This window comes from Streptomyces sp. cg35 (assembly GCF_050410835.1).
Lineage (GTDB): Bacteria > Actinomycetota > Actinomycetes > Streptomycetales > Streptomycetaceae > Streptomyces.
Genome location: NZ_CP191268.1, coordinates 3,090,962 through 3,117,240, shown reverse-complemented (window position 1 = coordinate 3,117,240; position 26,279 = coordinate 3,090,962). Strand labels below are relative to the sequence as shown.

Genomic DNA, 26,279 nt, shown 5'->3' with positions numbered 1-26,279 from the left:
GTAGTTCCCCGCGTCCCTCGGGTGGGGGTGTGGGGGGCGATCGCGCAGATCCCCGCGTTCCTTTGGGGTGCATCGAGAAGGCCCGCACCTCTTCGGTGCGGGCCTTGTCGGGAGCTGTGTCTCGCTACGCCTGTGTCGCGCAGGTCGGGCAGACGCCTCGGTACGTGACCTCCACGTCCGAGATCGTGAAGCCGAAGCGCTCGGAGTCGGGGAGGGCCGTCAGCGGGTTCCCCGTCGGGTGGACGTCGCGGATCTGGCCGCACTGGGCGCAGACCAGGTGCTGGTGCGGGCGGTGCGCGTTCGGGTCGTAGCGCTTCGCGCGCTTGTCCGTGGCGACCTCGATGACCTCGCCGAGCGACACCATCTCGCCCAGGGTGTTGTAGACCGTGGCCCGGGAGATCTCGGGGAGCTTCGCGGCGGCGCGCGCGTGCACCTCGTCCGCTGTCAGGTGGACGTGGTCCCCGTCGAGGACCTCGGCCACGACGCGCCGCTGCGCGGTCATGCGCCAGCCGCGTCCGCGCAGTCGTTCCAGAAGGTCACTCATAAAACCAGCCTAACAGCAAGGGGACTGAGTCCCGATCGAGTGTGACTTTGGAGCCTTACTTGACTTAGACATTGTCCATTGTAGGATCACGATTGGCTGAGGCCAAGCGACAGGACAGACTCCGGAAGGGTTCGCATGACCGAGAACCATGAAGCAATCGTCACGGACGCGAAGACGGAGGAGACGGGTGGTTGCCCGGTCGCGCACGGCCGTGCCAAGCACCCGACCCAGGGCGGCGGCAACACCCAGTGGTGGCCGGAGCGCCTCAACCTGAAGATCCTTGCGAAGAACCCGGCGGTGGCGAACCCGCTCGGTGAGGACTTCGACTACGCCGAGGCGTTCAACGGACTGGACCTCCCGGCCGTGAAGCGGGACATCGCCGAGGTGCTGACCACCTCGCAGGACTGGTGGCCCGCCGACTTCGGCAACTACGGCCCGCTCATGATCCGCATGGCCTGGCACAGCGCGGGCACGTACCGCATCAGCGACGGCCGTGGTGGCGCCGGCGCCGGTCAGCAGCGGTTCGCCCCGCTCAACAGCTGGCCGGACAACGGCAACCTGGACAAGGCCCGCCGCCTGCTGTGGCCCGTCAAGCAGAAGTACGGCCAGTCCCTCTCCTGGGCCGACCTGCTGATCCTCACCGGCAACGTCGCGCTGGAGACCATGGGCTTCAAGACCTTCGGTTTCGCCGGCGGCCGCCCCGACGTATGGGAGTCCGAGGAGGACGTCTACTGGGGCCCCGAGACCACCTGGCTCGGCGACGAGCGCTACACCGGCGACCGCGAGCTGGAGAGCCCGCTCGGCGCCGTGCAGATGGGCCTCATCTACGTGAACCCCGAGGGTCCCAACGGGAACCCGGACCCGATCGCCGCGGCCCGCGACATCCGTGAGACGTTCCGCCGCATGGCGATGAACGACGAGGAGACCGTCGCCCTCATCGCCGGTGGCCACACCTTCGGCAAGACCCACGGCGCGGGCCCCGCGGACAACGTCGGCGCCGACCCCGAGGCCGCCTCGATCGAGCAGCAGGGTCTCGGCTGGGCCAGCACGTACGGCACCGGCAAGGGCGGCGACGCCATCACCAGTGGCCTCGAGGTGACCTGGACCAGCACCCCGACCCAGTGGGGCGGCGAGTTCTTCAAGAACCTCTTCGGCTACGAGTGGGAGCTCACCCAGAGCCCCGCCGGCGCCAACCAGTGGGTCGCGAAGGACGCCGAGGCGACCATCCCGAACGCCCATGACGCGTCGAAGAAGCAGCTCCCGACGATGCTCACCACCGACCTGTCGCTGCGCTTCGACCCGATCTACGAGCCGATCTCGCGCCGCTTCCACGAGAACCCGGAGGAGTTCGCGGACGCCTTCGCCCGCGCCTGGTACAAGCTGACGCACCGTGACATGGGTCCGGTCGTCCGCTACCTCGGCCCGGAGGTCCCCTCCGAGGAGCTGCTCTGGCAGGACCCGCTGCCGCAGCGCACTGGTGAGGTCGTCGACGCCGCGGACATCGCCTCCCTCAAGGAGCAGGTCCTCGCCTCGGACCTCACGGTCGCGCAGCTGGTCTCGGCCGCCTGGGCCTCGGCCTCCTCCTTCCGCGGCAGCGACAAGCGCGGCGGTGCCAACGGTGCCCGTGTGCGCCTGGAGCCGCAGCGCAACTGGGAGGTCAACAACCCGGACGAGCTGGCGCAGGTGCTGCGCACGCTCGAAGGCATCCAGGAGTCCTTCAACGCGCAGGGCGGCAAGCAGGTCTCCCTGGCCGACCTGATCGTGCTCGCGGGCACCGCGGCCGTCGAGAAGGCGGCCAAGGACGGCGGCTTCGACGTCGAGGTGGCCTTCACCCCGGGCCGCGTGGACGCCACGCAGGAGAAGACGGACGTCGAGTCGTTCGCCGCGCTCGAGCCGTCCTCCGACGGTTTCCGCAACTACGTCGGCAAGGGCAACCGCCTGCCGGCCGAGTACCTGCTGCTCGACAAGGCGAACCTGCTGACGCTGAGCGCCCCCGAGATGACCGTCCTCGTCGGCGGTCTGCGCGTCCTCGGCGCCAACAGCGGCCAGTCGAAGCACGGCGTCCTCACGGACAGGCCGGGCACGCTGACGAACGACTACTACGTCAACCTGCTGGACCTGGGCACGACGTGGAAGTCGACGTCCGCCGCGCAGGACGAGTTCGAGGGCCGCGACGCGAGCGGTGCGGTCAAGTGGACCGGCACCCGTGCCGACCTGGTCTTCGGCTCGAACTCCGAGCTGCGCGCGCTCGCCGAGGTCTACGCGAGCGACGACGCCAAGGAGAAGTTCGTGAAGGACTTCGCCGCGGTGTGGAGCAAGGTCATGGACCTGGACCGGTTCGACCTGGTCTGAGTCCGGCCCGACGGTGCCCGGCCCGCACCGGGCCGGTCCGACGGTGACTTCGGCGGGCGCCGGGTGACGGCCGCGGTCATGGCCCTTCGCGGCCGCTCGCCCCGGCATCCGCCGTAAGGCAGGAGGGCCGGTTCCCCACGGGGAACCGGCCCTCCTCGTCATGTCAGGACGGGCCCTAGACCGTCAGGGGCGGTGCGTGCCGCCTGGCCGGTGTCCAGCAGCGGATGATGTCGCGGACCGAGACGATGCCGACCGGCTCCCGGCCGTCGAGCACGATGAGATGGCGGAAGCCGCCGTGGGTCATGGCGTCCGCCGCGTCCACCAGGGTCCAGGCCGGGGCGGCGAACACGACGTCGGTGGTGGTGTGGGTGCCGGCCGTCTCGCGGTCCGGGTCCTGGTTCAGGCCGAGGGAGTTGAGGATGTCCCGCTCGGTCAGGATGCCGATGCCGGAGCCGTCCGGGTCGAGGACGACGGCCGCTCCGACGCGGCGCGTCGACATCAGCCGGGCCGCCTGGCGCAGGGTGTGGGTGGGTCCGATGGTGAGGACCATCGTGCTCATGGCGTCACGGACGAGCATGGATGGAGCCACCTTCCTGTGTGAGGTACCTGTGGAACCGATCCGGGAACGAGAAAAGGTTCACAAGTTCACAAGTGGGGGGACTCTCAGAGTTACAGGTAAAGGGAGTGTCAACAAGAGGGCGCGGGAGGCGAGTTCAGGGGCGCCCAGGAGTCGTACGGACGCCGGTCAGCGCGCGGAGAGGTAGCTCAGCAGCTCGTCGTGGAGCAGCCCGTTCGACGCCGCCGCGTTGCCGCTGTGCGGGCCCGGGCGCCCGTCGAGGCCGGTGAAGGAGCCGCCCGCCTCGGTGACCACGATGGCGGTCGCCGCCATGTCCCACAGCGACAGCTCCGGCTCCGCGCACAGGTCGATCGAGCCCTCGGCGACCATCATGTACGGCCAGAAATCGCCGTAGCCGCGGGTGCGCCACACCGCGCGGGTCAGGTCCAGGAACCCGTCGAGGCGGCCCTGCTCCTCCCAGCCGGTCAGCGAGGAGTACGCGAAGGAGGCGTCGGCCAGCCGGTTTACCTTGGAGGCGTGCAGCCGGGACGCCGAGGTCAGGCTGCGGCCCGTGTAGGCGCCCGCGCCCTTCGCCGCCCACCAGCGCCGGCCGAGCGCGGGGGCCGAGACCACGCCGACGACCGGCTGGTAGCCGCCCTCGCCCGCCTCCATCAGGGAGATGAGCGTGGCCCAGACCGGGACGCCGCGGACGTAGTTCTTGGTCCCGTCGATCGGGTCGATGACCCAGCGGCGCGGGCCCGTGCCCTCGACGCCGTACTCCTCGCCGAGGACCGCGTCGCGCGGCCGCGCCCGCTGCAGATGGCCACGGATCAACTCCTCGGCGGCCTTGTCGGCCTCGCTCACCGGCGTCATGTCCGGCTTGGTCTCCACCTTCAGGTCGAGTGCCTTGAACCGGTCCATCGTGGCGGCGTCCGCGGCATCGGCGAGAACGTGGGCGAGGCGCAGATCATCGTGGTAGTCGGGCATGACTGCACAGTATCGATCGTGGTCCGTCCGGGGCCACAGGGCCTATGTCCGTACACGGACGTAGGCGCCTCGCACGGGCTATTGACAGTGCGGACAAGCCCGTCAACTCTGGCGGCAAGCCGTACGAAAGCGGCGGCCCGGGGAGGCGACGATGCCTGCAGCGCGGGAATCCTTACTGGACGCGGCCTACACGGCGCTCGCGCGGCGCCCCTGGTCAGGGGTGCGGATGGTCGACGTGGCGGCGGTCGCCGGGGTGTCCCGGCAGACCCTCTACAACGAGTTCGGCAGCAAGGAGGGGCTGGCCCGCGCCCTGGTGCGGCGCGAGGCCGACGCCTACCTCGCGGGCGTCGACCGGGCCCTGAGGGAAGGCGGGCTCGACACGGTCGCCGAGTGGACGGTGGCGAGCGCCCGCCGCAATCCGCTGGTGCGGGCCGCGCTCACCGGCTGCTGGAGCGAGCGGCTGCCCTCGCCGACGCTCTCCGCGGTGCCGTCCTCCTCGGCCGTGCCCGCGCAGCGCCGCGCGGACGGTCCGCTGCCCGCACCCGCCGACCTCATCGCCGCCGTACGCGACCGGGCCCTGGCCGTGCTCGGGGCGGCCGGCGCGGCCAAGACGGACCTGGAGGCCCTCGCCCGGGACTGCGAACTGGCGGCGCGGATCGCGCTCTCGTGCGTCATGGTGCCGCCGGGGGAGGGCGGGGTCGCACGGATGGTGCGCGAGGCGCTCCGCGCGGGACGCCCGAGCCCCGCCCCGGGCGCTACTTGAGCCAGCCGATCTTCGTGTAGTCGCTGCTGGCGAGGCCCTCGGCGCCGTAGTTCGCGAGACCCGAGCGGACCGCGAGGATCTGCGGGCGCTGGTACAGCTCGATGGAGTGGCCGAGCTTCCACAGCTCCTTGTCGGCCTCGTTGTAGAGCTTGTTCGCCTCGGCGGTGTCGGTGGTCCGCTGGGCCTTCTTCAGTAGCCCGTCGATCTTCGGGGAGCCGATGGAGCCGTAGTTCTGGAGCAGGTTCTTGCCCTGCGGCTGCAGGAACGTGGGCACGATGGTCGACTTGAACACGGCGTCCACGTTGCGGAAGCTCGTGATGTCGAAGGTGCCGGTGTTCACGAACTTCGGGAAGTAGTCGTTCGCCGGGACCTTCTTCAGCGTGACCTTGATGCCGACCGCCGCCAGCTGCTGCTGCACCAGCTCCGCCTGGTCGACCTGCGCCGACGCGCTGCCCGCGCTCAGCGTGTACTCCAGGGTGAGCTGCTTGCCGCCCTTGGTGCGCGGCTCGCCCTCACCGGCCGACTTCCAGCCGGCCGCGTCCAGCAGCTTGTTCGCCTTCTCGGGGTCGTACGTCCCGTACTCGCCCGCGTTGTTCTCGTACCCCTCCTGGTTCGGCATGAAGAAGTGGTTGTCGAGCGGCTTCAGTTCGAAGGAGAGGTCCTTGCTGAAGGCGGTGTTGATGCCCTTGCGGTCGATCGCGTTGCCGAGCGCCTGGCGCACACGGACGTCCTTCAGCGGGCCGTGCGCGCCGTTCAGCGCGATGTGCACCTCGTCCCAGCGGGCGCCCCGCCGGATGTCCGTGTCCTTCGCCTTCACGAGCCGCTTGTAGTCCTCCGGCAGCAGCGCGGTGGCGAAGTCGATCTCCTTGTTGAGATACGCCTCGGTGCTCGCCGTGAAGTCGATGACGCGGTAGACGACCGAGTCCAGCCTGGGCTTCGGGCCCCACCAATGGGGGTCGGGCGTGATCGTCACGGTCTGCGCCGTCTTGTCGTACGACGTGATCCTGAAGGCGTTGCCGGAGACCGGCACCTTCTCCTGCCACGCCGCGTTGAACTTCTTCGGCGTGCTCGTGTACGCCGCCGGGTACAGCGGGTCGAACAGGCGCTGCCAGTCCGCGTACGGCTGGTCGAAGGTGATCCGTACACCGTGGGCGTCCTTGCCCCGCTCGACCTCGGAGATCTGGTCGTAGCCGGAGGTGTCGGCCACTTCGTACGCCTTGTCGCGCCCGCTCTGCGCCTTCCACTGGGAGGCGAAGTCCTTCCAGCTCAGCGGCGTTCCGTCGGACCACTTCGCCTTCGGGTTCAGCTCGTACTCGACGACTTGGGGGTCCGTGGAGACGACCTTCGCCGAGGTCAGGAAGTTCGGGTTGGCGTGGACGGCGCCCTTCGCGTCGGAGTCGAAGAGGTCGGGCAGGACCGCGCCGATGATCTCCTGGGTGTCGCCCTGGGCGCCGTCGGGGGTGTTGACGTTGTACTGGACGGGCCACTGCGTGATGTACGTCTTCAGCGTCCCGCCCTGCTTGAGATCGCTCACCGGGTGCGCGTTGATGTCCTGCCCGTCCACCGCCGGCGCGGCCTGCTTCTTCACCGGCTTGTCGTCGTCGGAGGACCCGCAGCCCGCGACCACCAGGGTGGCCGACAGGGCAGCGGCTATGGCGGTGACGGTGGTTCTGCGCATGGTCAGTCTTCCTCCGGGTCGTGCGCGGCCGGATCCGCGGCCGCAGTCGGCGCGACCGTAAGCCCGCGGAAGCGGCCCGTGGAAGGGCTCCCGGGAGATGACATGTGCTCTTCATAGTGCGGCAACAAAACGCGATCATGCTTGCTGCTGCGCGTCGATGACCTGCATGAATACCGGCACGACGGAAGACGGGGGCAGAACGGGTGTGGGGTTATCTGGCGAAGCGGACCGGCTACTACGCCGTCCTGCTCGCCGTCGCCGTCGGCCTCTCGTACCTGATCGCCTCGCTGGCCCTGGACCCGCGCGCGTACTACGAAGGCCGCCAGCCGCCGCTCTCCGCCGCCTCGGTCGACCATCACCTCACCGCGATCGGCGTCAACGACCACAGGCCGCTGCCCGCCCGGTTCCTCTCCTGGGCCGGGCACGCCGTCCGCGGCGACCTGGGGCGGACCATCGACGGGTCGTCCGTCAGCGCCGAGTTCGGCCGCCGGATCGGGGTGAGCCTGCGCCTGCTGCTGCTCGGCACGGTCGCCGGCACCGTCCTCGGAGTGCTCGCCGGGGCGTGGACGGCGGTCCGCCAGTACCGGCTGTCCGACCGGGCCCTGACGGTCGCCTCGTTCGCCCTGCTCTCCACCCCCGTGTTCCTGCTGGCCGTGCTGCTCAAGATCGGCGCGATCTGGTTCAACCAGCAGACAGGCACGGACATCATCCAGTTCACCGGCGAGAAGAGCCCCGGCGTCGACTCCGGAATCTGGGCGGTACTGAAGGACCGCTCGGTGCACCTGCTGCTGCCGACGGTCTCCATCGCCCTCGGCGCCATCGCCTCCTACAGCCGCTACCAGCGCTCCTCGATGCTCGACGTCCTCGGCGCCGACTATCTGCGCACGGCCCGCGCGAAGGGCCTGCGGCACCGCACGGTGCTGCTGCGGCACGGACTGCGCACGGCTCTCATCCCCATGTCCACCTTCTTCAGCTACGGCTTCCTCGCCCTGTTCACCGGCGCCACCTTCACGGAGACGATCTTCGGCTGGCACGGCATGGGCGAGTGGTTCGTCTCCGCCATCGGCAAGAACGACGTCAACTCCGTCGTCGCCGTCAACGTCTTCGCCGCCGTGGTCGTGCTGCTGTCCGGCTTCCTCGCCGACGCCCTGCACGCCGCACTCGACCCGCGCGTCCGCCGCGCCTGAGTGAGCAACCGCCATGACAGCCATCCCTGTTGAGACACCGCCCGTCGCCCGCCCCCGGGGCCGCGGCTCCGTCGTCGCCCGCCGCTTCCTGCGCAACCGGAGCGCCCTCGCCGGAGCCTGCGTCCTGCTCCTCCTCGCCGCCCTCGCCGTGCTCGGCCCGCACCTCACCTCATGGACGTACGAGAAGGTCGACTACACGGCGCTGCGCGCGGCGCCCTCGGCCGACCACTGGTGGGGCACCAACCGCATCGGCCAGGACGTCTTCGCGCAGACCGTGCGCGGGCTGCAGAAATCCCTGGTCATCGGGGTGCTCGTGGCCCTGTTCGCGACCGGGCTCGCCGCGTTCGTCGGCGCGTGCGCCGGGTACTTCGGGGGCTGGGCGGACCGCCTGCTGATGTTCGTGGTCGACCTGCTCCTCGTCTTCCCCTCCTTCCTCATCATCGCGATCGTCTCGCCGCGGCTGCGCGGGGCCGGCTGGTTCGCGTTCGTGGGGCTGCTCGCCGTGTTCGGGTGGATGATCACGGCACGGGTCGTGCGATCCATGACGGTGTCGCTGAAGGAGCGCGAATTCGTGCGCGCGGCACGGTACATGGGCGTCGCACCGTTCACGGTGATCCGGCGGCACGTGCTGCCGAACATCGCCTCGTTCCTCATCATCGACGCCACCATCGCCGTCGGCGGCGCGGTGATGAGCGAGACGGCCCTGTCCTACTTCGGGTTCGGCGTCCAGGCACCGGACGTCTCGCTCGGCACCCTCATCGCCTCGACGACCGGGGCCGCGATCACCTACCCCTGGATGTTCTTCTTCCCGGCCGGCCTGCTGATCGTCTTCGTCCTCGCGGTGAATCTGGTGGGCGACGGGCTGCGCGACGCGCTCGACCCGTCCGCCTCGGGAAAGGGCGCGCGCCGTGCTGCTTGAAGTGACCGACCTGCACGTCGAGTTCGACGGGAAGCCCGCCGTGCGAGGCGTCGACCTGAGCCTTCGGCGGGGTGAAGTCCTCGGCCTCGTGGGGGAGTCGGGGTCCGGCAAGTCGGCGACCGCACTCGCGCTCCTCGGTCTGCTGCCGGGCAACGCGACGGTACGAGGATCGGTGCGCCTCGACGGACAGGAACTGGTCGGGGCGTCCGACCGGGACCTGTCGCGGGTGCGCGGCGCGCGGATCGGCGTGGTCTTCCAGGACCCGCTGTCCGCGTTCACGCCCGTGTACCGGATCGGCGACCAGATCGCCGAGGCCGTGCGCGCGCACCGGGACGTCTCGCGCGAGGCCGCCCGCGAGCGGGCCGTCGAACTCCTCGACCTGGTCGGCATCCCGCGGGCCCGGGAGCGGGCGGACGCCTACCCGCACGAGTTCTCCGGCGGCATGCGGCAGCGCGCGATGATCGCGATGGCCATGGCGAACGACCCCGACGTCATCGTCGCCGACGAGCCGACGACCGCGCTGGACGTGACGATCCAGGCCCAGGTCCTCGACGTGCTGCGCACCGCCCGGCGGGAGACGGGCGCCGCCTTGGTGCTGGTCAGCCACGACCTGGGCGTGGTCGCCGGGACGGCCGACCGGGTGGCCGTGATGTACGCGGGCCGGGTGGTGGAGAACGGGCCCGTGGACGAGGTGTTCCGGGCGCCCGGGATGCCGTACACGCTCGGGCTGCTCGGCGCGGTGCCCCGGATCGACGAGGCGGCCCAGGTGCTGGTCCCGGTGCCCGGAGCGGCGCCGGGCGCGGGCGAGCCGGGGCGGGGGTGCGCCTTCGCGCCGCGCTGCCCGCTGGCCGAGGAGCGGTGCCTGGCGGGCGTGCCGGAGCCGGAGGCGGTGGGCGCCGGGCACACCGCGGCGTGCCTGCGGTCGGGGGAGGTGGCGGGGCTCGCGCCCAGGGACGTGTTCCCGGTGCCCGAGATCCCCCGGCCCGACAGCCACCTGCCCGACAGCAAGGCGGTATTGAAGGTACGCGGACTGGCCAGGACCTTCCCCGTGCACAAGGGGAACGCCTTCAAGCGACGCGTGGGCAGCGTGTACGCCGTCGACGGCGTCGACCTCGACATCGGGCGCGGCGAGACCCTCGCCCTGGTCGGCGAGTCCGGCTCCGGGAAGTCGACCACGCTCTTCGAACTGCTGGAGCTGAAGCGGCCCGAGGGCGGCGACATCGAGCTGTTCGGGCGGTCCGTGGACGGACTCGGCACGGCCGGACGGCGGGCCGTGCGACAGCGCGTGCAGATCGTCTTCCAGGACCCGATGGCCTCGCTCGACCCGCGCATGCCCGTCGGCGACATCGTCACCGAGCCGCTGCGCGCGCAGGGCACCGACCGGGCCACCGCCGCGCGGCGCGCTCCCGCACTCCTCGAACTCGTCGGGCTCGACCCGGCGCACACGGAGCGCTATCCGCACGAGTTCTCCGGCGGGCAGCGCCAGCGGATCGGCATCGCGCGGGCCCTCTCGGTGGAGCCGGACCTGCTGGTCCTGGACGAGCCGGTGTCCGCGCTCGACGTGTCGGTGCAGGCGGGCGTGCTGAACCTGCTGCGCCGGCTGAAGGCGGAGCTGGGCCTCGCGTACCTCTTCGTCTCGCACGACCTGTCCGTGGTGCGGCACATCGCGGACCGGGTGAGCGTCATGTACCTCGGGCGGACCGTGGAGTCCGGGCCGGTCCAGGACGTCTTCGAGCGCCCGCTGCACCCGTACACCCAGGCGCTGCTGTCGGCGGTACCGGTGCCGGACCCGCCCCGGGAGCGGGCGCGGCAGCGGGAGCGGATCCTGCTGACGGGGGACCCGCCGAGCCCCACGGAGCGCTACGCGGGGTGCCGGTTCCGGGCGCGGTGTGCGGTGTACGCCGAGCTGGGGGCGCCGGAGCGGGCCCGGTGCGAGGGGGAGGTGCCGGTGGCGCCGGACCCCGGGCACCACGGGGCCGCGTGTCACTTCCCCCGGGTGCGGGAGGTCGTGTGAGCGGTGCGCCGGTGCGCCCGGCGCGGGGTCAGTGCGCCGACCCCGACAGCTGGAGACCGATCACGCCCGCGATCACCAGACTGATCGAGACGATCTTCAGGGTGGAGACCACGTCGCCGAGGAAGACCATGCCGTAGATCGCCGTGCCCGCCGCTCCGATGCCCGTCCACACCGCGTACGCCGGTCCCACGTCGAGCTTCTTCAGGGACAGCGTCAGCAGACCGAAGCTGCCCAGCGCGAAGGAGGCGAACGCGACCGTCGGCCACAGGCGGGTGAAGCCGTGCGAGAGCTTCAGACAGACGGCGAAACCGGTCTCCAGGATCCCCGCGACGATGACCAGCAGCCACGCCATGTGATGTGCCTCCCGCGTTCCACTGATCTCGTACGGCTTCGATCTTGCGTCCGGCTTGGTGCGATTATGCCTTTACCGGAGCGCCGGGGCAGCAAACAAGACAGAGGTCAGCGCGTGGCGGCCGGGGTTCAGTCGCCCTCGCGGCGCTCGCGCGTGGCCAGCAGCCGGCGCAGCGAGTACAGACGCGCCGGGTCCGCGTGCCCCTCCGCCACCCAGGCGTCCAGGGCGCAGTCCGGCTCGTCGTGGCTGCACGCGCGCGGACAGTTCTCGGTGCCGGCCTCCAGGTCCGGGAACGCGTGGATGACGCGCGACGGGTCCACGTGGAACAGGCCGAACGAGCGCACGCCCGGGGTGTCGACGACCCAGCCCGCGTCGTCCGACAGGGGGAGCGCCAGCGCCGACGTGGTCGTGTGGCGGCCGCGGCCCGTGACCGCGTTGACATGGCCCGTCGTACGCCGCCGGTCCTCCGGGACCAGGGCGTTGACCAGCGTCGTCTTGCCGACACCGGAGTGCCCGACGAACGCCGTGACCTTGCCGTCGAGCTGCTCGCGCACCCGCGCCACCGCCGTGCCGTTCTCCAGCTCCTCGCGGCTGGTCACCACGTACGGGATGTCGAGATCCCCGTACAGGCCGAGCAGCTTGTCCGGCGAGGCCAGATCCGACTTCGTCAGGACCAGCAGCGGGTCGAGCCCGCCGTCGTACGCCGCGACCAGACAGCGGTCGATCATGCGGGGGCGCGGCTCGGGGTCGGCCAGCGCGGTGACGATGGCGAGCTGGTCGGCGTTGGCGACGACGACGCGCTCGTAGGGGTCGTCGTCGTCCGCCGTGCGGCGCAGGACGGACGTGCGCGGCTCGATCCGGACGATGCGGGCGAGGGTGTCCTTCTTGCCCGACAGGTCGCCGACGACGGACACCCGGTCGCCCACGACCGCCGCCTTGCGGCCCAGCTCACGGGCCTTCATCGCCGTCACCGGGATGTCGTCGATGAGAACGGTCAGCCGCCCCCGGTCGACGGTGAGGACCATGCCCTCCGCCGCGTCCTCGTGCTTGGGCCGGATGTTCGTCCGCGGCCGGTTGCCCTTGCGGTTCGGGCGCTGGCGGATGTCGTCCTCGTCGGTGTGCTTGCCGTAGCGGCGCATCGCGATGTTCCCTACGCCCCGAGCATTCCGGTCCACATGTCGGGAAAGTCCGGCAGCGTCTTGGCCGTCGTCGCCACGTTCTCGATCTGCACGCCGTCCACGGCCAGGCCGATGATCGCGCCCGCCGTCGCCATGCGGTGGTCGTCGTACGTGTGGAAGATCCCGCCGTGCAGGCGGCGCGGGCGGATGTGCAGACCGTCGGCGGTCTCCGTCACGTCACCGCCCAGCTCGTTGATCTCCTTGGTGAGCGCGGCCAGCCGGTCCGTCTCGTGCAGGCGCAGGTGCGCGACGCCGCGCAGCGTGGAGGGGCCGTCGGCCAGGGCCGCGACCGCGGCGATGCCCGGGGTCAGCTCGCCGACCTCGCTCAGGTCCACGTCGATCCCGTGGACCGAGCCGGAGCCGGTGAACTCCAGGCCCTGCGCCGTGAGCTCGCAGGACCCGCCCATCTGCGTGAAGATGTCGCGCAGCGCGTCACCGGGCTGCGTGGTGTGCGCCGGCCAGTCGGGGATCGTGACCGTGCCGCCGGTGACCAGCGCCGCGGCCAGGAACGGCTGGGCGTTGGAGAGGTCCGGCTCGATGGTGATGTCCCGGCCGAGCAGGGCGCCCGGCGTCACCCGCCACACATTGGCCTCACCGCCCGACTCCGGGGTGTCGACCTGGGCGCCGACCGCGCGCAGCATGTCGACCGTCATCCGGATGTGCGGCATGGAGGGCAGTGAGGAGCCGGTGTGCCGGACCTCCACGCCCTGGTTGAAGCGCGGCGCGGACAGCAGCAGCGCCGACACGAACTGGGACGACGACGAGGCGTCGATCTCCACCGGGCCGCCGTCGAGAGCGCCGCCGCCGTGCACCGTCAGCGGCAGCGCGCCCCGGCCGTCGTCGTCGATCCGGGCGCCGAGCGCGCGCAGCGCGTCGATCACGCCGTGCAGCGGCCGCTCGTACGAACGGGGGTCGCCGTCGAACCGGATCGGCCCGTCGGCGAGCGCCGCGACCGGCGGCAGGAAGCGCATGACCGTGCCCGCGTTGCCCACGTCGACCGTGGCCGGGCCCTGGAGACCGGAGGGGATGACGCGCCAGGCCTCGCCCGAGCCGCCCGCGACGGAGGAGCTGGAGGACACCGTCTCCTCGATGCCCACGCCCATCGCGCGCAGCGCGCCCGCCATCAGCAGGGTGTCGCGGGAGCGCAGCGGGCGGCGCAGCCAGCCCGGCTCCGCGGCGAGTGCGGCCAGGACGAGGGCCCGGTTGGTGACGGACTTGGACCCCGGCACCGAGACGGTCGCGTCGACGGCTCCGCTCGCGAGAGGGGCGGGCCAGAGTGCGGTGGGCGCGGGGTTCGAGGTCATGCCTTTACTTTAGTGGGCCCATCCGGAGCCACCCGTTCACAGGTCCAGCAGCCAGCGGCCCCCGCCCAGCAGTGAGCACAGTGAGACGGCGTGGAAGAAAAAGAGCCACATTCCCGCGGGGACGTGCGTGAGGCGGGAGAGCTGGTCGGCGTCCGAGTCGCCGGCCCCGCCGCGACGGCGCTTCGACTGGAGCTCGAAGGCCGGCCGTACGCCGCCCAGGAGCAGGAACCAGACGACCGCGTACGCGAACGCCGCCTGGACCTGGGGGCCGGCCAGCCAGGAGACCAGGAGGAACGCGCCGCCGGTGACGACGACCGTCAGCACCCCGTACGCGTTCCTGATCATCACCAGCATCGCCACGAGCAGGGCCGTCGCCAGCCAGAGCAGGAGCGTGATGTGGCCGCTCCCCAGGAGGGCCGCGCCGCCGAGGCCGAGCAGCGGCGGGGCCGTGTACCCGGCCGCCGCGGTCAGGATCATCCCGAGGCCGGTCGGTCTGCCACGGCTGACCGTGAGGCCGCTGGTGTCCGAGTGCAGCCTGATGCCGTCGAGGCGGCGGCCCATGAGCAGCGCGATCAGGCCGTGGCCGCCCTCGTGGGCGATGGTGATGGCGTTGCGGGAGAGCCGCCAGATGTTGTGCGGGACGATCGCTGCGAGCGCGACGACGCCGGTGGCGATGACCACCCACTGGTCGGGGTCGGACTGGGTACCGAAGATCCGGTCCCAGAGGCTGGCGTCCATTTTTTGGCGGCGCTCCCGTTCGGTGGTGGGTCTGCTTCTCGCTCTGGCACTGTGGCACGTATGTGCGGACGGTATGCATCGAGTCGTAGGCCCGAGGATCTCGCAGGAATCTTTGAGATCGAGAAGTGGGAGCCGGAGGAGACCCTGGCGCCCGACTACAACGTGGCCCCTACGAAGGAGGTCTACGCCGTCCTCGATCGTCCGGTGAAAGACGCCGAGGACCCCCGTCCGGTTCGCCAGTTGCGCACGCTGAAGTGGGGGCTGGTGCCGTCGTGGGCGAAGACGCCCGAGGGCGGGGCCCGGATGATCAACGCGCGGGCCGAGACCGTGCACGAGAAGCCGTCGTACCGGCGGGCCTTCTCCACGCGGCGCTGCATTCTGCCCGCCGACGGCTATTACGAGTGGGTGACCGGGGTCGGGGAGCGGGACCTGGAGGTCGAGGGGAAGAAGAAGCGGCCGCGCAAGCAGCCGTACTTCGTGACGCCGGCGGACGGGTCGGTGTTCGCGATGGCCGGCCTGTACGAGTTCTGGCGCGACCGGACGCTGCCGGACGAGCATCCGCTGGCCTGGTGGGTGACGTGCTCGGTGATCACGACGGAGGCGGAGACCGCGCCGCTCGGGGTCGCGCCGAAGGAGGGGCCGCGGTCGCTCGCCGACATCCATCCGCGGATGCCGCTGATGCTGACGCCGGACCGGTGGGACGCGTGGCTGGACCCGGGGCGGACCGACGTGGACGATCTGCGGTCCCTGCTGGCGGCTCCGCCGGAGGGGCTGATGCGGGCGTACCCCGTGTCGACCGCCGTCAGCAACGTCCGTAACAACGGGGCGGAGCTGTTGACGGAGCTGGAGGGGCCGGAGGAGGGCACCTTGTTCTGACGTGGAGGGCTGGGCGGCTTGTTCGGGGCGGGGCGGGGCGGGACGGGGCGGGGCTGGGTGCGCCGTCCGTTGTGGGGTGGGGCGGGGCCGCGTCGGCGTACCTCCTCGGCCGGCTGGGTCTCGTCGCCTCCGTACGCCGTAGGCGCGTCATCCGGCGCTGAGTTCCCGCTGTGTCCTGCGGGGGCACCCCGACACGTCCCCTCCCGCCGGCTTGCGGCCTCCGCCCGGTGGGGCTTTCGACGCCGCTGGCTCATGTCCTTGCCGCTCGTACGCGGCTGACCGCCGGTGGGCTGCCGCCCCGCCCGAGCAGGCGCCGCCCCGTCTTGGGCAGTCTGCCGCCTGGGGCGGCAGGGTGGGCAAGGCGGCAGCCCAGCGCCGGGCCACCGTTCAAGCAGGCCCGAGGGCAAGGCGGCAGCCCAGCGCCGGGCCACCGTTCAAGCAGGCCCGAGGGCAAGGCGGCAGCCCCGCGCCGGGTGACCGTTCAAGCAGGCCCGAGGGTGCACCATGATCCGATGAGCCGTACTGAGACCGTGCCCACCGACACCGGCGATGCCCGCATCACCTGGTACCCCGCCACCGCCCCCCACCTGGTCCTGGCGGCGAGCCACGGCGCGGGCGGCGGCATCGAGGCCAGGGACCTGCAGGCCCTCGCCGGCACCCTCCCGGCCCACGGAGTGACCGTCGCTCTTGTGGAGCAGCCCTGGCGCGTGGCCGGGAAGAAGGTGGCCCCGGCCCCGAAGACCCTCGACACGGGCTGGCGGGGCGTATGGCCCGCCCTCGCCGCAGCCGGCCTCCCCGTCGCCGCCGGAGGCAGAAGCGCCGGCGCCCGCGTCGCCTGCCGCACGGCGAAGGAGCTCGGCGCGGCCGCCGTGCTCGCGCTCTCCTTCCCCCTGCACCCGCCCGGCAAGCCCGAGAAGTCCCGCGCCGAGGAACTGCTGGGCGCCGGGGTGCCCACACTTGTCGTCCAGGGCGGGAACGACCCCTTCGGCAAGCCCGCGGAGTTCCCGGAATCCGATGCGTACGAGCTCGTCGAAGTGCCGTACGGGGATCACGGGTTCGCCGTGCCGAAGCGCGCCGGCATCGGGCAGGACGAGGCCCTCGCCGTCCTCACCGACGCCGTCACCGCGTGGACCCGGTCACTCGTCCGGCCGCCGGGAATGTAGAGCACGGGACTGCTGTTGTGCGGACTGTCGGTGCACACAGTTCGTACGAGAGGAAGTCCGCCGCATGGGTTCGACCATCTGCCCGAGCCGCGCCACCACTCCTGACCTGGAGTGGAGCGTGCTGAGCGCGGCCAAGACCGCTCCTATTCGGGCGGCGGGCGGACCGGATCGTCGTCTATCCTCCGATTCGAGTGGGACCTCTTTGGGTCCTGCGACGTCGTTTGAGGAGGTGGGTCCGGTCACAGGGACCGACGCAGGGACCGAACACGGCCAGGCGGACGAGGGGCCCGAGCCTGTGGAGAGCGCTGCCGAGCGCAGCGCGCGCTTCGAGCGGGACGCGCTGGAATTCCTCGACCAGATGTACTCGGCCGCCCTGCGCATGACGCGCAATCCGGCGGACGCAGAGGACCTGGTGCAGGAGACGTATGCCAAGGCGTACGCGTCGTTCCACCAGTTCCGTGAGGGTACGAACCTCAAGGCGTGGCTGTACCGGATCCTGACGAACACCTTCATCAACTCGTACCGCAAGAAGCAGCGCGAGCCCCAGCGCAGTGCCGCCGAGGAGATCGAGGACTGGCAGCTGGCGCGCGCCGAGTCGCACATGTCGACCGGTCTGCGCTCCGCCGAGTCGCAGGCGCTCGACCATCTGCCCGACTCCGATGTGAAGCGCGCGCTCCAGGCGATCCCCGAGGAATTCCGCATCGCGGTCTATCTCGCCGACGTAGAGGGCTTTGCGTACAAGGAGATCGCGGACATCATGGGGACACCCATCGGAACGGTGATGTCCCGGCTCCACCGGGGCCGTCGCCAGCTGCGCGGCATGCTCGAGGACTACGCCCGTGACCGCGGGCTCGTCCCGGCCGGCGCCGGAGAGTCGAACGAAGCGAAAGGCTCGGGCTCATGAGCTGCGGAGAGCCGCACGAGACGGACTGCAGTGAGGTCCTCGACCATCTCTATGAGTTCCTTGACCATGAGATGCCGGACTCCGACTGCACCAAGTTCGAGGTGCACTTCGAGGAGTGCTCCCCGTGCCTGGAGAAGTACGGCCTGGAGCAGGCTGTGAAGAAGCTGGTCAAGCGGTGCTGCGGGCATGACGACGTGCCGACCGACCTCCGGGCGAAGGTCATGGGGCGCATCGATCTGATCCGCTCCGGGCAGGCCACGCCCGACGAGGGCACGCCCCTCGCCTGAAGCTGAGGCGCGGGCAACTTCCGCATCGTGTGCGGGGGTTGGCCCCGTCCGCCACCCGGTTCACCCGATCGTGCTAATCCGGGGCCTCAGGCCCCGGCAATCCCCGCGATGCCGCCCGGAGGGCGCGGATCGCGTCCTATTCTCCGTGAACTGAATGCCACGGGGAGGGAGTTGGGCATGCGGTCGGTTCCGCCGGTGGCCCGCGCGTACGTACTCCTGACGGTCGTCGGCGCCCTCGTGTGCGCCGCTCCGGCCGTCTCCCGCGACACCTCCTGGTCCGCCGTGGCGCTGCTCGCCTGCGTGTACGCGGGCTGCGAGCAGGTCGGCCGCTGCCGGCTCGTCGGCCGGCGCGCCCCCAAAGGCATGGGCACGTTCTTCCCGGTACTGCTTGCAGGAGCGTTTCTGCTGCCGCCCGCGGCCGCCGCTCTCGTCGCCGTGCCCGGCGCCCTCCTCGCCCGGGTGGAACAGCGGCCCCGACGGCTGCGCCGCCTGTGGCGGGCGGCCCAGCTCGCCCTCGGCATCGGAGCGGCCGCGGAGGTCTTCGGCGCCCTCGGCGGCTCGGACGCCGTCTCCGGGGCCCGCCTCCCGTACGCGCTCGTGCCCGCTGCCGCCGCGGTGCTCACCTTCTGTGTCGTGCTCACCGTCCTCGACGGCGGCATCCTCGCCGCCGCCGAGCGCGTACCGCTGCGCTCCGCCTGGCGCGGCCTCTTCCTGCGGTCCCTGGCGCCGGTGGCCGTGCACGGTCTTGCGGGTCTGCTGATGGCGGTGCTGTGGGCGAGTTCCTACGGGCCGGTGGCCTCGCTGCTCGTGCTGCTGCCGATGTACATCTCCTGCTGGGTGTTCGCCCAGTACCAGCGCGAGCGCGCCGCTCATCAGGCGACCATCCGGGCCCTCGTCCAGGCCGTCGACATCAAGGACGGATACACGCGCGGGCACAGCGAGCGCGTCGGGCAGGCGTCCATGATGATCGCCAGGGAACTGGGCATGGCCGACGAGCGGGTGGAGGTCCTGCGGTTCGCCGGGATCCTGCACGACGTGGGCAAACTCGGCGTCCCCACCCGGCTGTTGCGCAAGGACGGGCCGCTCACCCCAGAGGAGCGCGAGATCATCCAGCTGCATCCCGAGTACGGGCACGAGATGGTGCGCGGCATCGGCTTCCTCGGCGAGGCCCGGGCGGCGATCCTGCACCACCACGAACGGCTCGACGGCAGCGGGTACCCGTACGGGCTCGCGGGGACGCAGATCCCGGAGTTCGCGCGGGTGGTGGCGGTGGCCGACGCGTTCGACGCCATGACGTCCACGCGCACGTACTCGCGGGCGCGGCCCGTGGACGTCGCCCTGGCGGAGCTGGAGCGGTGCGCGGGCTCGCAGTTCGACCCGGTGATGGTGCGGGCGCTGGTGCGGGTCCTCGGGCGGGACGGCTGGCATCCGGTGGTGACCGCCGACGAGAGCGTGCTGCCCGCACCCCGCCCGCAAGGCGTGGCCGTACCGGGGGCGGCCTCCCGGTGACGGCCTGGGCACCCGCCCGGGGCGGCAGCGCGGCCGGGGCGGCGGCGCGGGTGCCCGCCGCCGTGGTCCTCGTCCGCGTCCTCGCCGGCGCGGTCACCCTGCTCGCCCTCGGCGACACCGTCTGGCACGGGCTCGCCGACCGCGGGGTCGCCCTCGCCTTCGGGCTCCTCGTCGCCGTGGGGGAGCTGGCGCGCTGGGGCGGCGGCGAGGACCGGGAGTCCGCGCCGCTGGGGGCCGCGGGGGCCCTCGCGTACGCGCTGCTCGGCGAGGCGGCCGGCCGGCCCACGCACCACGGCGTGCTCCAGGTCGTCACGGTCGCCGTCGCGGGCGCGCTCGTCGGGTGTGTCCCGCACGTGGCCCGCGGCAAGGGGCCCTCGTTCGACCACATGGCGCGCCGGGTGCTCACCGTCGCCTTCGCCGCCGTCTGCTTCCAACCGCTCTACAACCAGGGAAAATTGGAGGAGTGGTTCGGCGACGGGGCGTCCTACGCGCTGCTCGTCGCCGGGCTGCTCGTGCTCACGGCGCTGTGCGACGCCGTGCTGGCCGCCGCCCTGGCCCACGCGCGCACCCGCTGGCCGTTCGGGCCGCTGCTGCGCGACGAACTGCGGGCGATGCTCGGCATCGGGTCGGCCGTCTGCGCCACGGGGGCCGTCATGGCGCTCGCGGTCGCCGTCGCCGGGGTGTGGGCGCTGCCCGTCATCAGTCTGCCGCTGCTCCTCACCCAGCTGGCCTTCCGGCGCTACTCCGCGGTGAAGGCCACCTACCGCCAGACCATCGCCTCGCTGGCCCGCGCCACCGAGATCGCCGGTTACACGCCGCACGGGCACGCCCACCGGGTGGCCGCGCTGAGCCGGTCGATAGGCCGTGACCTGGGGCTCTCCGGGCCCGATCTGACCGTTCTGGAGTACGCGGCCCTGATGCACGACATCGGGCAGCTGTCGCTGCTCGACCCGGTCGCCCAGGGCGCCACGGCCGGGCTGCCCGCCGCCCAGCAGCGCCGTATCGCCCTGCTCGGCGGCGCCGTCGTCCGGCAGACCGGAGTGGACGCCCAGGTCGCCGTGGTGGTCGAGCGGCAGGCCGATCCCTACCGGGAACAGCCGCTCACCGCGCGGATTGTGCGGACAGCGAACGCGTACGACGAAATGGCCAGGGAAGAGGGCCCCCAGGGCCCGCTCACGGCCCTGGAACGGCTGCGTCTGGCCACGGGCCGGGACTATCAGCCCGAGGTCGTCGAGGCGCTGGCCAGAGTGGTCGCGCACCCCGGTCTGAGCCTAGGGTCGGCTGGGTAACCCATGGGTAATGAGCGGGCGTCCGACCGTACGTGGTTGGATGCGAAGGAGCCCACAAAAGAGGAGTGTCCAGGGGGCACAGGCCTCGAGTATCGGCAGGCGGGAATCGTGAGGATCTTCGGCAAGGGACGACACCGGCCCTCCGCCTCGTGGCGGCAGGCCACGGACCGCGCGTTCACGCTGATCGGGGACGGCCGGTACGAGGACGCGGGCGCCCTGCTCACCCGCGCCGCGGACCTGGAGCCCTGGCTGTCGGAGTCCTGGTTCAACCTCGCCCTGCTGCACAAGTTCCGGCACGACTGGGAGCAGGCGCGCGCCGCGGGCCTGCGGGCCGTCGCGCTCCTCGACCGGGAGACCGGCGCCCCGGACTGGTGGAACGTGGGGATCGCCGCCACCGCCCTGCAGGACTGGCCGCTGGCCCGGCGGGCCTGGCAGGCGTACGGGCTGAAGGTGCCCGGTGGCGCGACCGCCGCGGGCGAACCGACCGGCATGGACCTGGGCAGCGCCGCCGTGCGGCTGTCGCCCGAGGGCGAGGCCGAGGTGGTGTGGGGGCGGCGGCTCGACCCCGCCCGCATCGAGGTGCTGTCCATTCCGCTGCCCTCGTCCGGGCGGCGCTGGGGCGAGGTCGTGCTGCACGACGGGGTGCCCCACGGGGAGCGGACCACCGCGACCGGGCACTCGTACCCGGTGTTCGACGAGATCGAGCTGTGGGCGCCCTCGCCGGTGCCGACCTGGGTGGTGCTCCTGGAGGCCGCCACCGAGTCCGACCGGGACGCCCTGGAGCGGCTCGCGGCCGATGCCGGGTTCGCCGCCGAGGACTGGTCGTCGTCGGTGCGGCTGCTGTGCCGGATGTGCTCGGAGTCGCGGATGCCGTCCGACGAGGGCGACGGTGAGCACCTCGATCCGCACGACCACAGCGAGCCGGGGCATCCCGGGCCGCTGGGGCACCGGACCGACGGGCAGCTGTGGGTGCCGGAGCGGGAGTGCGGGGTGGCGGCGCCGGCTTCTCTGGTGCGGGGACTGCTGGACGGCTGGGTCGCGGACTCGCCGGACTCGCGGGACTGGCGGGATCTTGAAGAGGTCTGTTAGCCGCCGCGGCCGGGTGCGGGGTTCTTCGTCGCCCGCGCCGTTCCCCGCGCCCCTGACGGGCCGGTCCTGAGCTCCCCGTACTCTGGTAAAGACATCCCCCGTTCCCTAGGAAGGCTTACGTCCGTCATGGCGCAGCAGGACACCGATCAGCAGCACGTTGCGGGCGCGGGCGTGCTCCCCGTGGACGACGAGGGCTTCGTCATCGACACCGAGGACTGCGAGGCGCGGGAGGCGGCGTACCGGGAGCGCGGGACGTCGCGGCCGATCACCGTCGTCGGGAACCCCGTCCTGCACAAGGAGTGCAAGGACGTGACGGAGTTCGACGACGAGCTGGCCGCGCTGGTCGACGACATGTTCGCCAGCCAGCGCACCGCCGAGGGCGTGGGCCTCGCCGCCAACCAGATCGGTGTCGACCGCAAGGTCTTCGTCTACGACTGCCCGGACGACGAGGGCGTGCGTCACACCGGCGTCGTCGTCAACCCGGTCCTGCGGGAGCTGCCCGCCGACCAGCGCCGGCTCGACGACTCCAACGAGGGCTGCCTGTCCGTGCCGACGGCGTACGCCGAACTCGCCCGTCCCGACTACGCGGTGGTCACCGGGCAGGACGAGAAGGGCAACCCGATCACGGTGCGCGGCACCGGGTACTTCGCGCGCTGCCTGCAGCACGAGACGGACCACCTGTACGGGTACCTGTACATCGACCGCCTGTCGAAGCGGGAGCGGAAGAACGCCCTGAAGCAGATGGACGAGGGCACGCCCCGCTACCCCGTGGTCCCCAACGACTGAGCCCAGCGGGGCAGTTGCGCGCCGAGCGGCGCCTGGTACGGATGTTTCCGGCCAGGCGCCGCTCTTGTGCATGCCCGCACCCTTGCTTGTACGGCCGCGTGTGCGAACAGGACCGGCCGCATGTGACCCATATTCGGTCATGTAAGGGGACGATTCCGGCGGTGGGGGGTAGTGAGGGGAGCAAATCCGTTCCCAGAACGGTCAGTTGTAGTGCTGAATAGAAAGCGCGGGGATACGCAACGGCGCGCGCCCGGCACTGCGGGAGGGGCGTACGCCATCAGGCAGCAGAGAGGGGTTTGTTCGTGCCTGCTTATCCACAGACAGCGGTCCCACCGGCGCTGGCGCTTCCGGTGATCGAGGACGCGTTTCCTCGCAATCTGCACCCGTATTGGCCGAAGCTCCAGGAGAAGACCCGCTCCTGGCTGCTCGAAAAGCGCCTCATGCCTGCCGACAAGGTGGAGAAATATGCCGATGGTCTGTGCTACACGGACTTGATGGCGGGCTATTACATGGGTGCCCCCAACGAGGTGCTGGCCGCGATTTGCGACTACAGCGCGTGGTTCTTCGTCTGGGACGACCGGCACGACCGTGACGTGATCCACGGGCGGACGACGAGCTGGCGGCGGCTCGCCGTCCAGTTGCACGCGGCCACGGAGGCACCACAGCTTCACCTGCGTCACAAGGATCCGCTGGTCGCGGCCTTCGCGGAGAGCGTCGACCGGCTCTACGGCTCGCTGAGCCGGACGTGGAGCGCCCGGTTCGCCCGCCACTTCCACGTGGTGATCGACGCGTACGACCAGGAGTTCCACAACCGGATGACGGGCACCGTTCCGTCCGTCGACGAGTACATTTCCCTGCGCAGGAATACGTTCGCGCACTGGATATGGCTCGACCTGCTGGAGCCGACCGCACAGTACGAACTCCCCGCGTGGGTGCGGAAGAATGCTGCTTTCACCCGTGCGGCACTCGCCTGCCAGGATTTCGCCGCCTGGTACAACGACCTGTGCTCATTGCCCAAGGAGCTCGCGGGCGACGAATTGCACAACCTCGGGATAAGCCTCATCAAGCACGAAGGGCTTTCCCTCCAGGAAGCAATCGTGGAAGTACGCCGAAGGGTTCAGGGAACCATCGAGGAATTCCTTGCCGCGGAGGTGGAGGTGGAGCAGCTCGCGGTCGCCACGGAAAATATCGGACCGCACGGCAGGGAACTCGCGACGGCCATCAGGTCGTGCGTGGGAAATATGCGGAACTGGTTCAGTTCCGTGTACTGGTTCCATCACGAATCCGGCCGCTACGCGGTCGACAGCTGGGACGACCGGTCCACGCCGCCCTACGTCACCGACGACGAGCCGACCGAACAGACCAACCAGGTAGGTGAGTGCGCATGACGGTCGAATCGACCCTGGCAGCGGCACCCGGTACGGACCCGGGGCAGCCGCCGCCCGCCCCCGGCGGCGCGCCGCTGATGGGCCACGCCTGGAACCTGCTGCGCGACCCGCTCGGCTTCCTGACCCGGCTGCGCGACGGCGGCGACGTCGTGCGGCTGAAGCTCGGCCCGAAGACGGCCTACGCGGTGTGCGACCCGGAGCTGGTCGCCACGCTGCTCAAGAGCCCGGACTTCCTGGTCGGGGGGCCGCTGTGGGAGACGATGGGCGTCCTGCTCGGCAAGGGCGTGGCGACCAGCAACGGGCCGCTGCACCGACGCCAGCGCCGGGCGATCCAGCCCGCGTTCCGGATGGACAAGATCCATGAGCACGCGACCGTGATGGAGGAGGAGGCGCGGGCGATGGCCGCGCGGTGGAGCGACGGGCAGACCGTCGACATCGCGGCCGAGGTGTTCCGCACGGCGACCCGGATCGTGGCCCGTTCCGTGCTCCAGGTCGAGTCCATCGACGAGCGGGCCGACCGGCTGAGCGCGGCGCTGCACACCGTCTTCGAGGGCCTGTACCGGAGGATGATCCTTTCCTTCGGCCCGCTGTACCGACTGCCACTTCCGGCCAATCGGCGATTCGAGAGCGCGCTGGCCGATTTGCATCGGCTGGTCGACGAGATCATCGCCGAGCGAAGGGCTTCGGGAAGCAATCCGGGCGATCTGCTCGCCGCATTGCTCGAGGACCGCGACGAGAATGGTGAAACCGTCAACGAACAGGAGGTGCACGACCAAGTCGTGTCCCTCGTCGTGGCCGGTGCCGAGAATGTCGCGAAGACCCTGACGTGGGTGTTCCAGCTTCTCGCCGAACACCCCGAGCAGGAAAAGCGGTTGCACGACGAGGTCAAATCCGTGACCGGTGGCAGGCCGGTCGCTTTCGGCGACCTCAAGGAACTCGCATATATGCGGAATCTGATCACCGAGTCCATGCGGATACGGCCCGCTGTCTGGATATTGACGCGGCTCGCCGCCGTCGACACGACACTCGGCGGGTATCGCATTCCGGCCGGTTCCGACATCGTCTACAGTCCGCTGGCCATGCAGCGCGACCCGCGCGCGTTCGCCGACCATCTGGCGTTCGACCCGGACCGCTGGCTGCCCGAACGCGCCGCGGACGTCACGCCGGCGGCGCACGCGCCGTTCAGCGTCGGCAACCGCAAGTGCCCCGGTGATCACTTCAGCATGGCCGAACTGTCCCTGGTCCTGGGCGCGGTGGTGTCCAAGTGGAGACTGGTTCCGACCGACAGGACGGACAGCACCGCCCGGATCGGCATCACGCTGCAGCCGCGCAGCGCGCTGCTGCGGGTCGAGGCGCGGGCCGCCTCGACGCCGTAGGGGCGCCGGGGCGCGGGTGAGGAGTCAGGCGCCGACGTCACCGGTGCCTCACGCGGACCGACGGCCCTCGGACAGGTGGCTGACCGACCGCACCCGGAACGTCCTCCGGAAGGCGTTGGGCGTCGTGCCCAGCGCCTTCATGAACTGGTGGCGCATCGCCGCCGCGTTGCCGAACCCGGCGCGGAAGGCGATCGCGTCCACCGTCTCGTCCGTGCTCTCCAGCAACTGCTGGGCGAACAGCACCCGTTGGCGCAGCAGCCAGCGGTACGGCGTCGTGCCCGTCTCCTGCTGGAAGCGGCGCGCGAAGGTGCGCGGTGACATGTGCGCCCGCGCCGCCAGCTCCTCGACGGTCACCGGCGCGTCCAGATGCCGCTCCATCCATGCCAGGACCTCGCCGACGGTGTCGCAGCGCGTCGCGGGCAACGGCCGCTCCACGTACTGGGCCTGGCCCCCGTCGCGGTGCGGCGGCACGACCATGCGGCGCGCTATCGCGTTGGCCACCTCGGAGCCGTGCTCGGTGCGCACGATGTGCAGGCAGGCGTCGATGCCCGCGGCCGTCCCGGCGGAGGTGATGACCGGGCCCTCGTCGACGTACAGGACATCGGGGTCGACCCGGGTGCGCGGATACATGACGGAGAGCTCGCGCGCGTACCGCCAGTGGACCGCGCAGCGGCGGCCGTCAAGGAGTCCGGCCTCGCCGAGCACGAAGACCCCCGCGCACAGGCTGAGCACGCGCGCGCCCCGGTCGACCGCCCGCCGCAGCGCGTCGAGCAGCTCGGGCGGGTACTGGTCGAACCGCCGCCCCGCCGAGGGGATCGCGATGAGGTCGGCCTCCTCCAGGCGCTCCAGGCCGTGCGGGGTCGAGACCGTCATACCGGGCACGTGCGTGGTGAGCGAGGGACCCTCCACGGAGGCGACCGCGAAGTCGTACACCGGAAGCCCGGCGTCGCTGCGGTCGAGGCCGAACACCTCGCACACGACGCCGAGTTCGAAGGGATGCACACCGTCGAGCAGCACTGCGGCCACGTTCTTCAGCATGC

The 26,279-nt window shown here is 71.2% G+C and carries 24 protein-coding genes; 15 read left to right on the top strand and 9 right to left on the bottom strand.

Features of this window, described 5'->3' with window-relative positions:
- Positions 1–124: 124 nt before the first annotated feature.
- Positions 125–544: a Fur family transcriptional regulator gene (locus tag ACQUQD_RS14210; protein ID WP_428952425.1), complete on the bottom strand. Its 420-nt coding sequence runs from the start codon at positions 542–544 to the stop codon at positions 125–127.
- Between the two features lie 135 nt (positions 545–679).
- Between ACQUQD_RS14210 and katG the strand changes: the two genes are divergently transcribed.
- Positions 680–2,896, top strand: a complete 2,217-nt coding sequence (gene katG, locus ACQUQD_RS14205; protein WP_428952424.1) for a catalase/peroxidase HPI — start codon at positions 680–682, stop codon at positions 2,894–2,896.
- A 175-nt stretch (positions 2,897–3,071) separates the two neighbouring features.
- Here katG and ACQUQD_RS14200 read toward each other — a convergent pair whose 3' ends face one another.
- Complete coding sequence (locus ACQUQD_RS14200; RefSeq protein ID WP_428952423.1) at positions 3,072–3,473, bottom strand: CBS domain-containing protein; 402 nt, start codon at positions 3,471–3,473, stop codon at positions 3,072–3,074.
- A gap of 168 nt (positions 3,474–3,641) precedes the next feature.
- Positions 3,642–4,439, bottom strand: coding sequence for a histidinol-phosphatase (gene hisN, locus ACQUQD_RS14195; RefSeq protein WP_428952422.1), 798 nt, complete (start codon positions 4,437–4,439; stop codon positions 3,642–3,644).
- A gap of 151 nt (positions 4,440–4,590) precedes the next feature.
- Between hisN and ACQUQD_RS14190 the strand changes: the two genes are divergently transcribed.
- The gene (locus ACQUQD_RS14190; RefSeq protein ID WP_428952421.1) at positions 4,591–5,202 is read left to right on the top strand and encodes a TetR/AcrR family transcriptional regulator; all 612 of its coding nucleotides are present in this window, start codon (positions 4,591–4,593) and stop codon (positions 5,200–5,202) included.
- On the opposite strand, the gene ACQUQD_RS14185 is transcribed toward ACQUQD_RS14190, so the two are convergent.
- Positions 5,195–6,880, bottom strand: coding sequence for an ABC transporter substrate-binding protein (locus ACQUQD_RS14185; protein WP_428952420.1), 1,686 nt, complete (start codon positions 6,878–6,880; stop codon positions 5,195–5,197). The genes ACQUQD_RS14190 and ACQUQD_RS14185 overlap by 8 nt on opposite strands.
- A 203-nt stretch (positions 6,881–7,083) precedes the next feature.
- On the opposite strand from ACQUQD_RS14185, the gene ACQUQD_RS14180 reads away from it, so the two are divergent.
- The 3 genes from ACQUQD_RS14180 to ACQUQD_RS14170 are packed head-to-tail and all read left to right on the top strand — an operon-like array spanning position 7,084 to position 11,000.
- Positions 7,084–8,067 carry an ABC transporter permease gene (locus ACQUQD_RS14180; protein ID WP_428952419.1) on the top strand — a complete coding sequence of 328 codons (984 nt, stop codon included), beginning with the start codon at positions 7,084–7,086 and terminating at the stop codon, positions 8,065–8,067.
- A gap of 13 nt (positions 8,068–8,080) precedes the next feature.
- On the top strand, positions 8,081–8,986 hold the full coding sequence (locus tag ACQUQD_RS14175) for an ABC transporter permease (RefSeq protein WP_428952418.1): 906 nt from the start codon (positions 8,081–8,083) through the stop codon (positions 8,984–8,986).
- On the top strand, positions 8,976–11,000 hold the full coding sequence (locus tag ACQUQD_RS14170; protein WP_428952417.1) for a dipeptide ABC transporter ATP-binding protein: 2,025 nt from the start codon (positions 8,976–8,978) through the stop codon (positions 10,998–11,000). The genes ACQUQD_RS14175 and ACQUQD_RS14170 overlap by 11 nt, the downstream gene beginning before the upstream one ends.
- A gap of 28 nt (positions 11,001–11,028) precedes the next feature.
- Here ACQUQD_RS14170 and ACQUQD_RS14165 read toward each other — a convergent pair whose 3' ends face one another.
- The 4 genes from ACQUQD_RS14165 to ACQUQD_RS14150 all read right to left on the bottom strand — a co-directional run bounded on the left by ACQUQD_RS14165 (position 11,029) and on the right by ACQUQD_RS14150 (position 14,572).
- A complete protein-coding gene (locus tag ACQUQD_RS14165) occupies positions 11,029–11,352 on the bottom strand; it encodes a DMT family transporter (protein ID WP_188336959.1) in 324 nt (107 codons plus the stop codon).
- Between the two features lie 128 nt (positions 11,353–11,480).
- Positions 11,481–12,491, bottom strand: coding sequence for a ribosome small subunit-dependent GTPase A (gene rsgA, locus ACQUQD_RS14160; protein WP_428952416.1), 1,011 nt, complete (start codon positions 12,489–12,491; stop codon positions 11,481–11,483).
- Between the two features lie 11 nt (positions 12,492–12,502).
- Positions 12,503–13,834, bottom strand: coding sequence for a 3-phosphoshikimate 1-carboxyvinyltransferase (gene aroA, locus ACQUQD_RS14155; RefSeq protein ID WP_428952415.1), 1,332 nt, complete (start codon positions 13,832–13,834; stop codon positions 12,503–12,505).
- 36 nt (positions 13,835–13,870) lie between these two features.
- Positions 13,871–14,572, bottom strand: a complete 702-nt coding sequence (locus ACQUQD_RS14150; RefSeq protein ID WP_428952414.1) for a M50 family metallopeptidase — start codon at positions 14,570–14,572, stop codon at positions 13,871–13,873.
- A 60-nt stretch (positions 14,573–14,632) separates the two neighbouring features.
- Here ACQUQD_RS14150 and ACQUQD_RS14145 point away from each other — a divergent pair, with 60 nt between their 5' ends.
- The 10 genes from ACQUQD_RS14145 (at position 14,633) to ACQUQD_RS14100 (ending at position 25,239) form a co-directional block, all read left to right on the top strand.
- Positions 14,633–15,448, top strand: a complete 816-nt coding sequence (locus ACQUQD_RS14145; protein WP_428952413.1) for an SOS response-associated peptidase — start codon at positions 14,633–14,635, stop codon at positions 15,446–15,448.
- Between the two features lie 512 nt (positions 15,449–15,960).
- Complete coding sequence (locus ACQUQD_RS14140) at positions 15,961–16,611, top strand: alpha/beta family hydrolase (RefSeq protein WP_428952412.1); 651 nt, start codon at positions 15,961–15,963, stop codon at positions 16,609–16,611.
- Between the two features lie 229 nt (positions 16,612–16,840).
- Entirely contained in the window at positions 16,841–17,515 is a 675-nt protein-coding gene (gene sigR, locus ACQUQD_RS14135; RefSeq protein ID WP_428952411.1) for an RNA polymerase sigma factor SigR, read from the top strand.
- Complete coding sequence (rsrA, locus tag ACQUQD_RS14130) at positions 17,512–17,802, top strand: mycothiol system anti-sigma-R factor (protein ID WP_428952410.1); 291 nt, start codon at positions 17,512–17,514, stop codon at positions 17,800–17,802. The genes sigR and rsrA overlap by 4 nt, the downstream gene beginning before the upstream one ends.
- A 177-nt stretch (positions 17,803–17,979) precedes the next feature.
- Complete coding sequence (locus tag ACQUQD_RS14125; protein WP_428952409.1) at positions 17,980–19,311, top strand: HD-GYP domain-containing protein; 1,332 nt, start codon at positions 17,980–17,982, stop codon at positions 19,309–19,311.
- 62 nt (positions 19,312–19,373) lie between these two features.
- On the top strand, positions 19,374–20,600 hold the full coding sequence (locus tag ACQUQD_RS14120; protein ID WP_428957556.1) for an HD-GYP domain-containing protein: 1,227 nt from the start codon (positions 19,374–19,376) through the stop codon (positions 20,598–20,600).
- 108 nt (positions 20,601–20,708) lie between these two features.
- Complete coding sequence (locus tag ACQUQD_RS14115; protein ID WP_428952408.1) at positions 20,709–21,689, top strand: tetratricopeptide repeat protein; 981 nt, start codon at positions 20,709–20,711, stop codon at positions 21,687–21,689.
- 126 nt (positions 21,690–21,815) lie between these two features.
- Positions 21,816–22,475, top strand: coding sequence for a peptide deformylase (gene def, locus ACQUQD_RS14110; protein ID WP_428952407.1), 660 nt, complete (start codon positions 21,816–21,818; stop codon positions 22,473–22,475).
- A 302-nt stretch (positions 22,476–22,777) separates the two neighbouring features.
- Positions 22,778–23,863: a terpene synthase family protein gene (locus tag ACQUQD_RS14105; protein WP_428952406.1), complete on the top strand. Its 1,086-nt coding sequence runs from the start codon at positions 22,778–22,780 to the stop codon at positions 23,861–23,863.
- Positions 23,860–25,239, top strand: a complete 1,380-nt coding sequence (locus ACQUQD_RS14100) for a cytochrome P450 (protein ID WP_428952405.1) — start codon at positions 23,860–23,862, stop codon at positions 25,237–25,239. The genes ACQUQD_RS14105 and ACQUQD_RS14100 overlap by 4 nt, the downstream gene beginning before the upstream one ends.
- 48 nt (positions 25,240–25,287) lie before the next feature.
- On the opposite strand, the gene ACQUQD_RS14095 is transcribed toward ACQUQD_RS14100, so the two are convergent.
- The gene (locus tag ACQUQD_RS14095) at positions 25,288–26,277 is read right to left on the bottom strand and encodes a GlxA family transcriptional regulator (RefSeq protein ID WP_428952404.1); all 990 of its coding nucleotides are present in this window, start codon (positions 26,275–26,277) and stop codon (positions 25,288–25,290) included.
- Between the last annotated feature and the right edge of the window lie 2 nt (positions 26,278–26,279).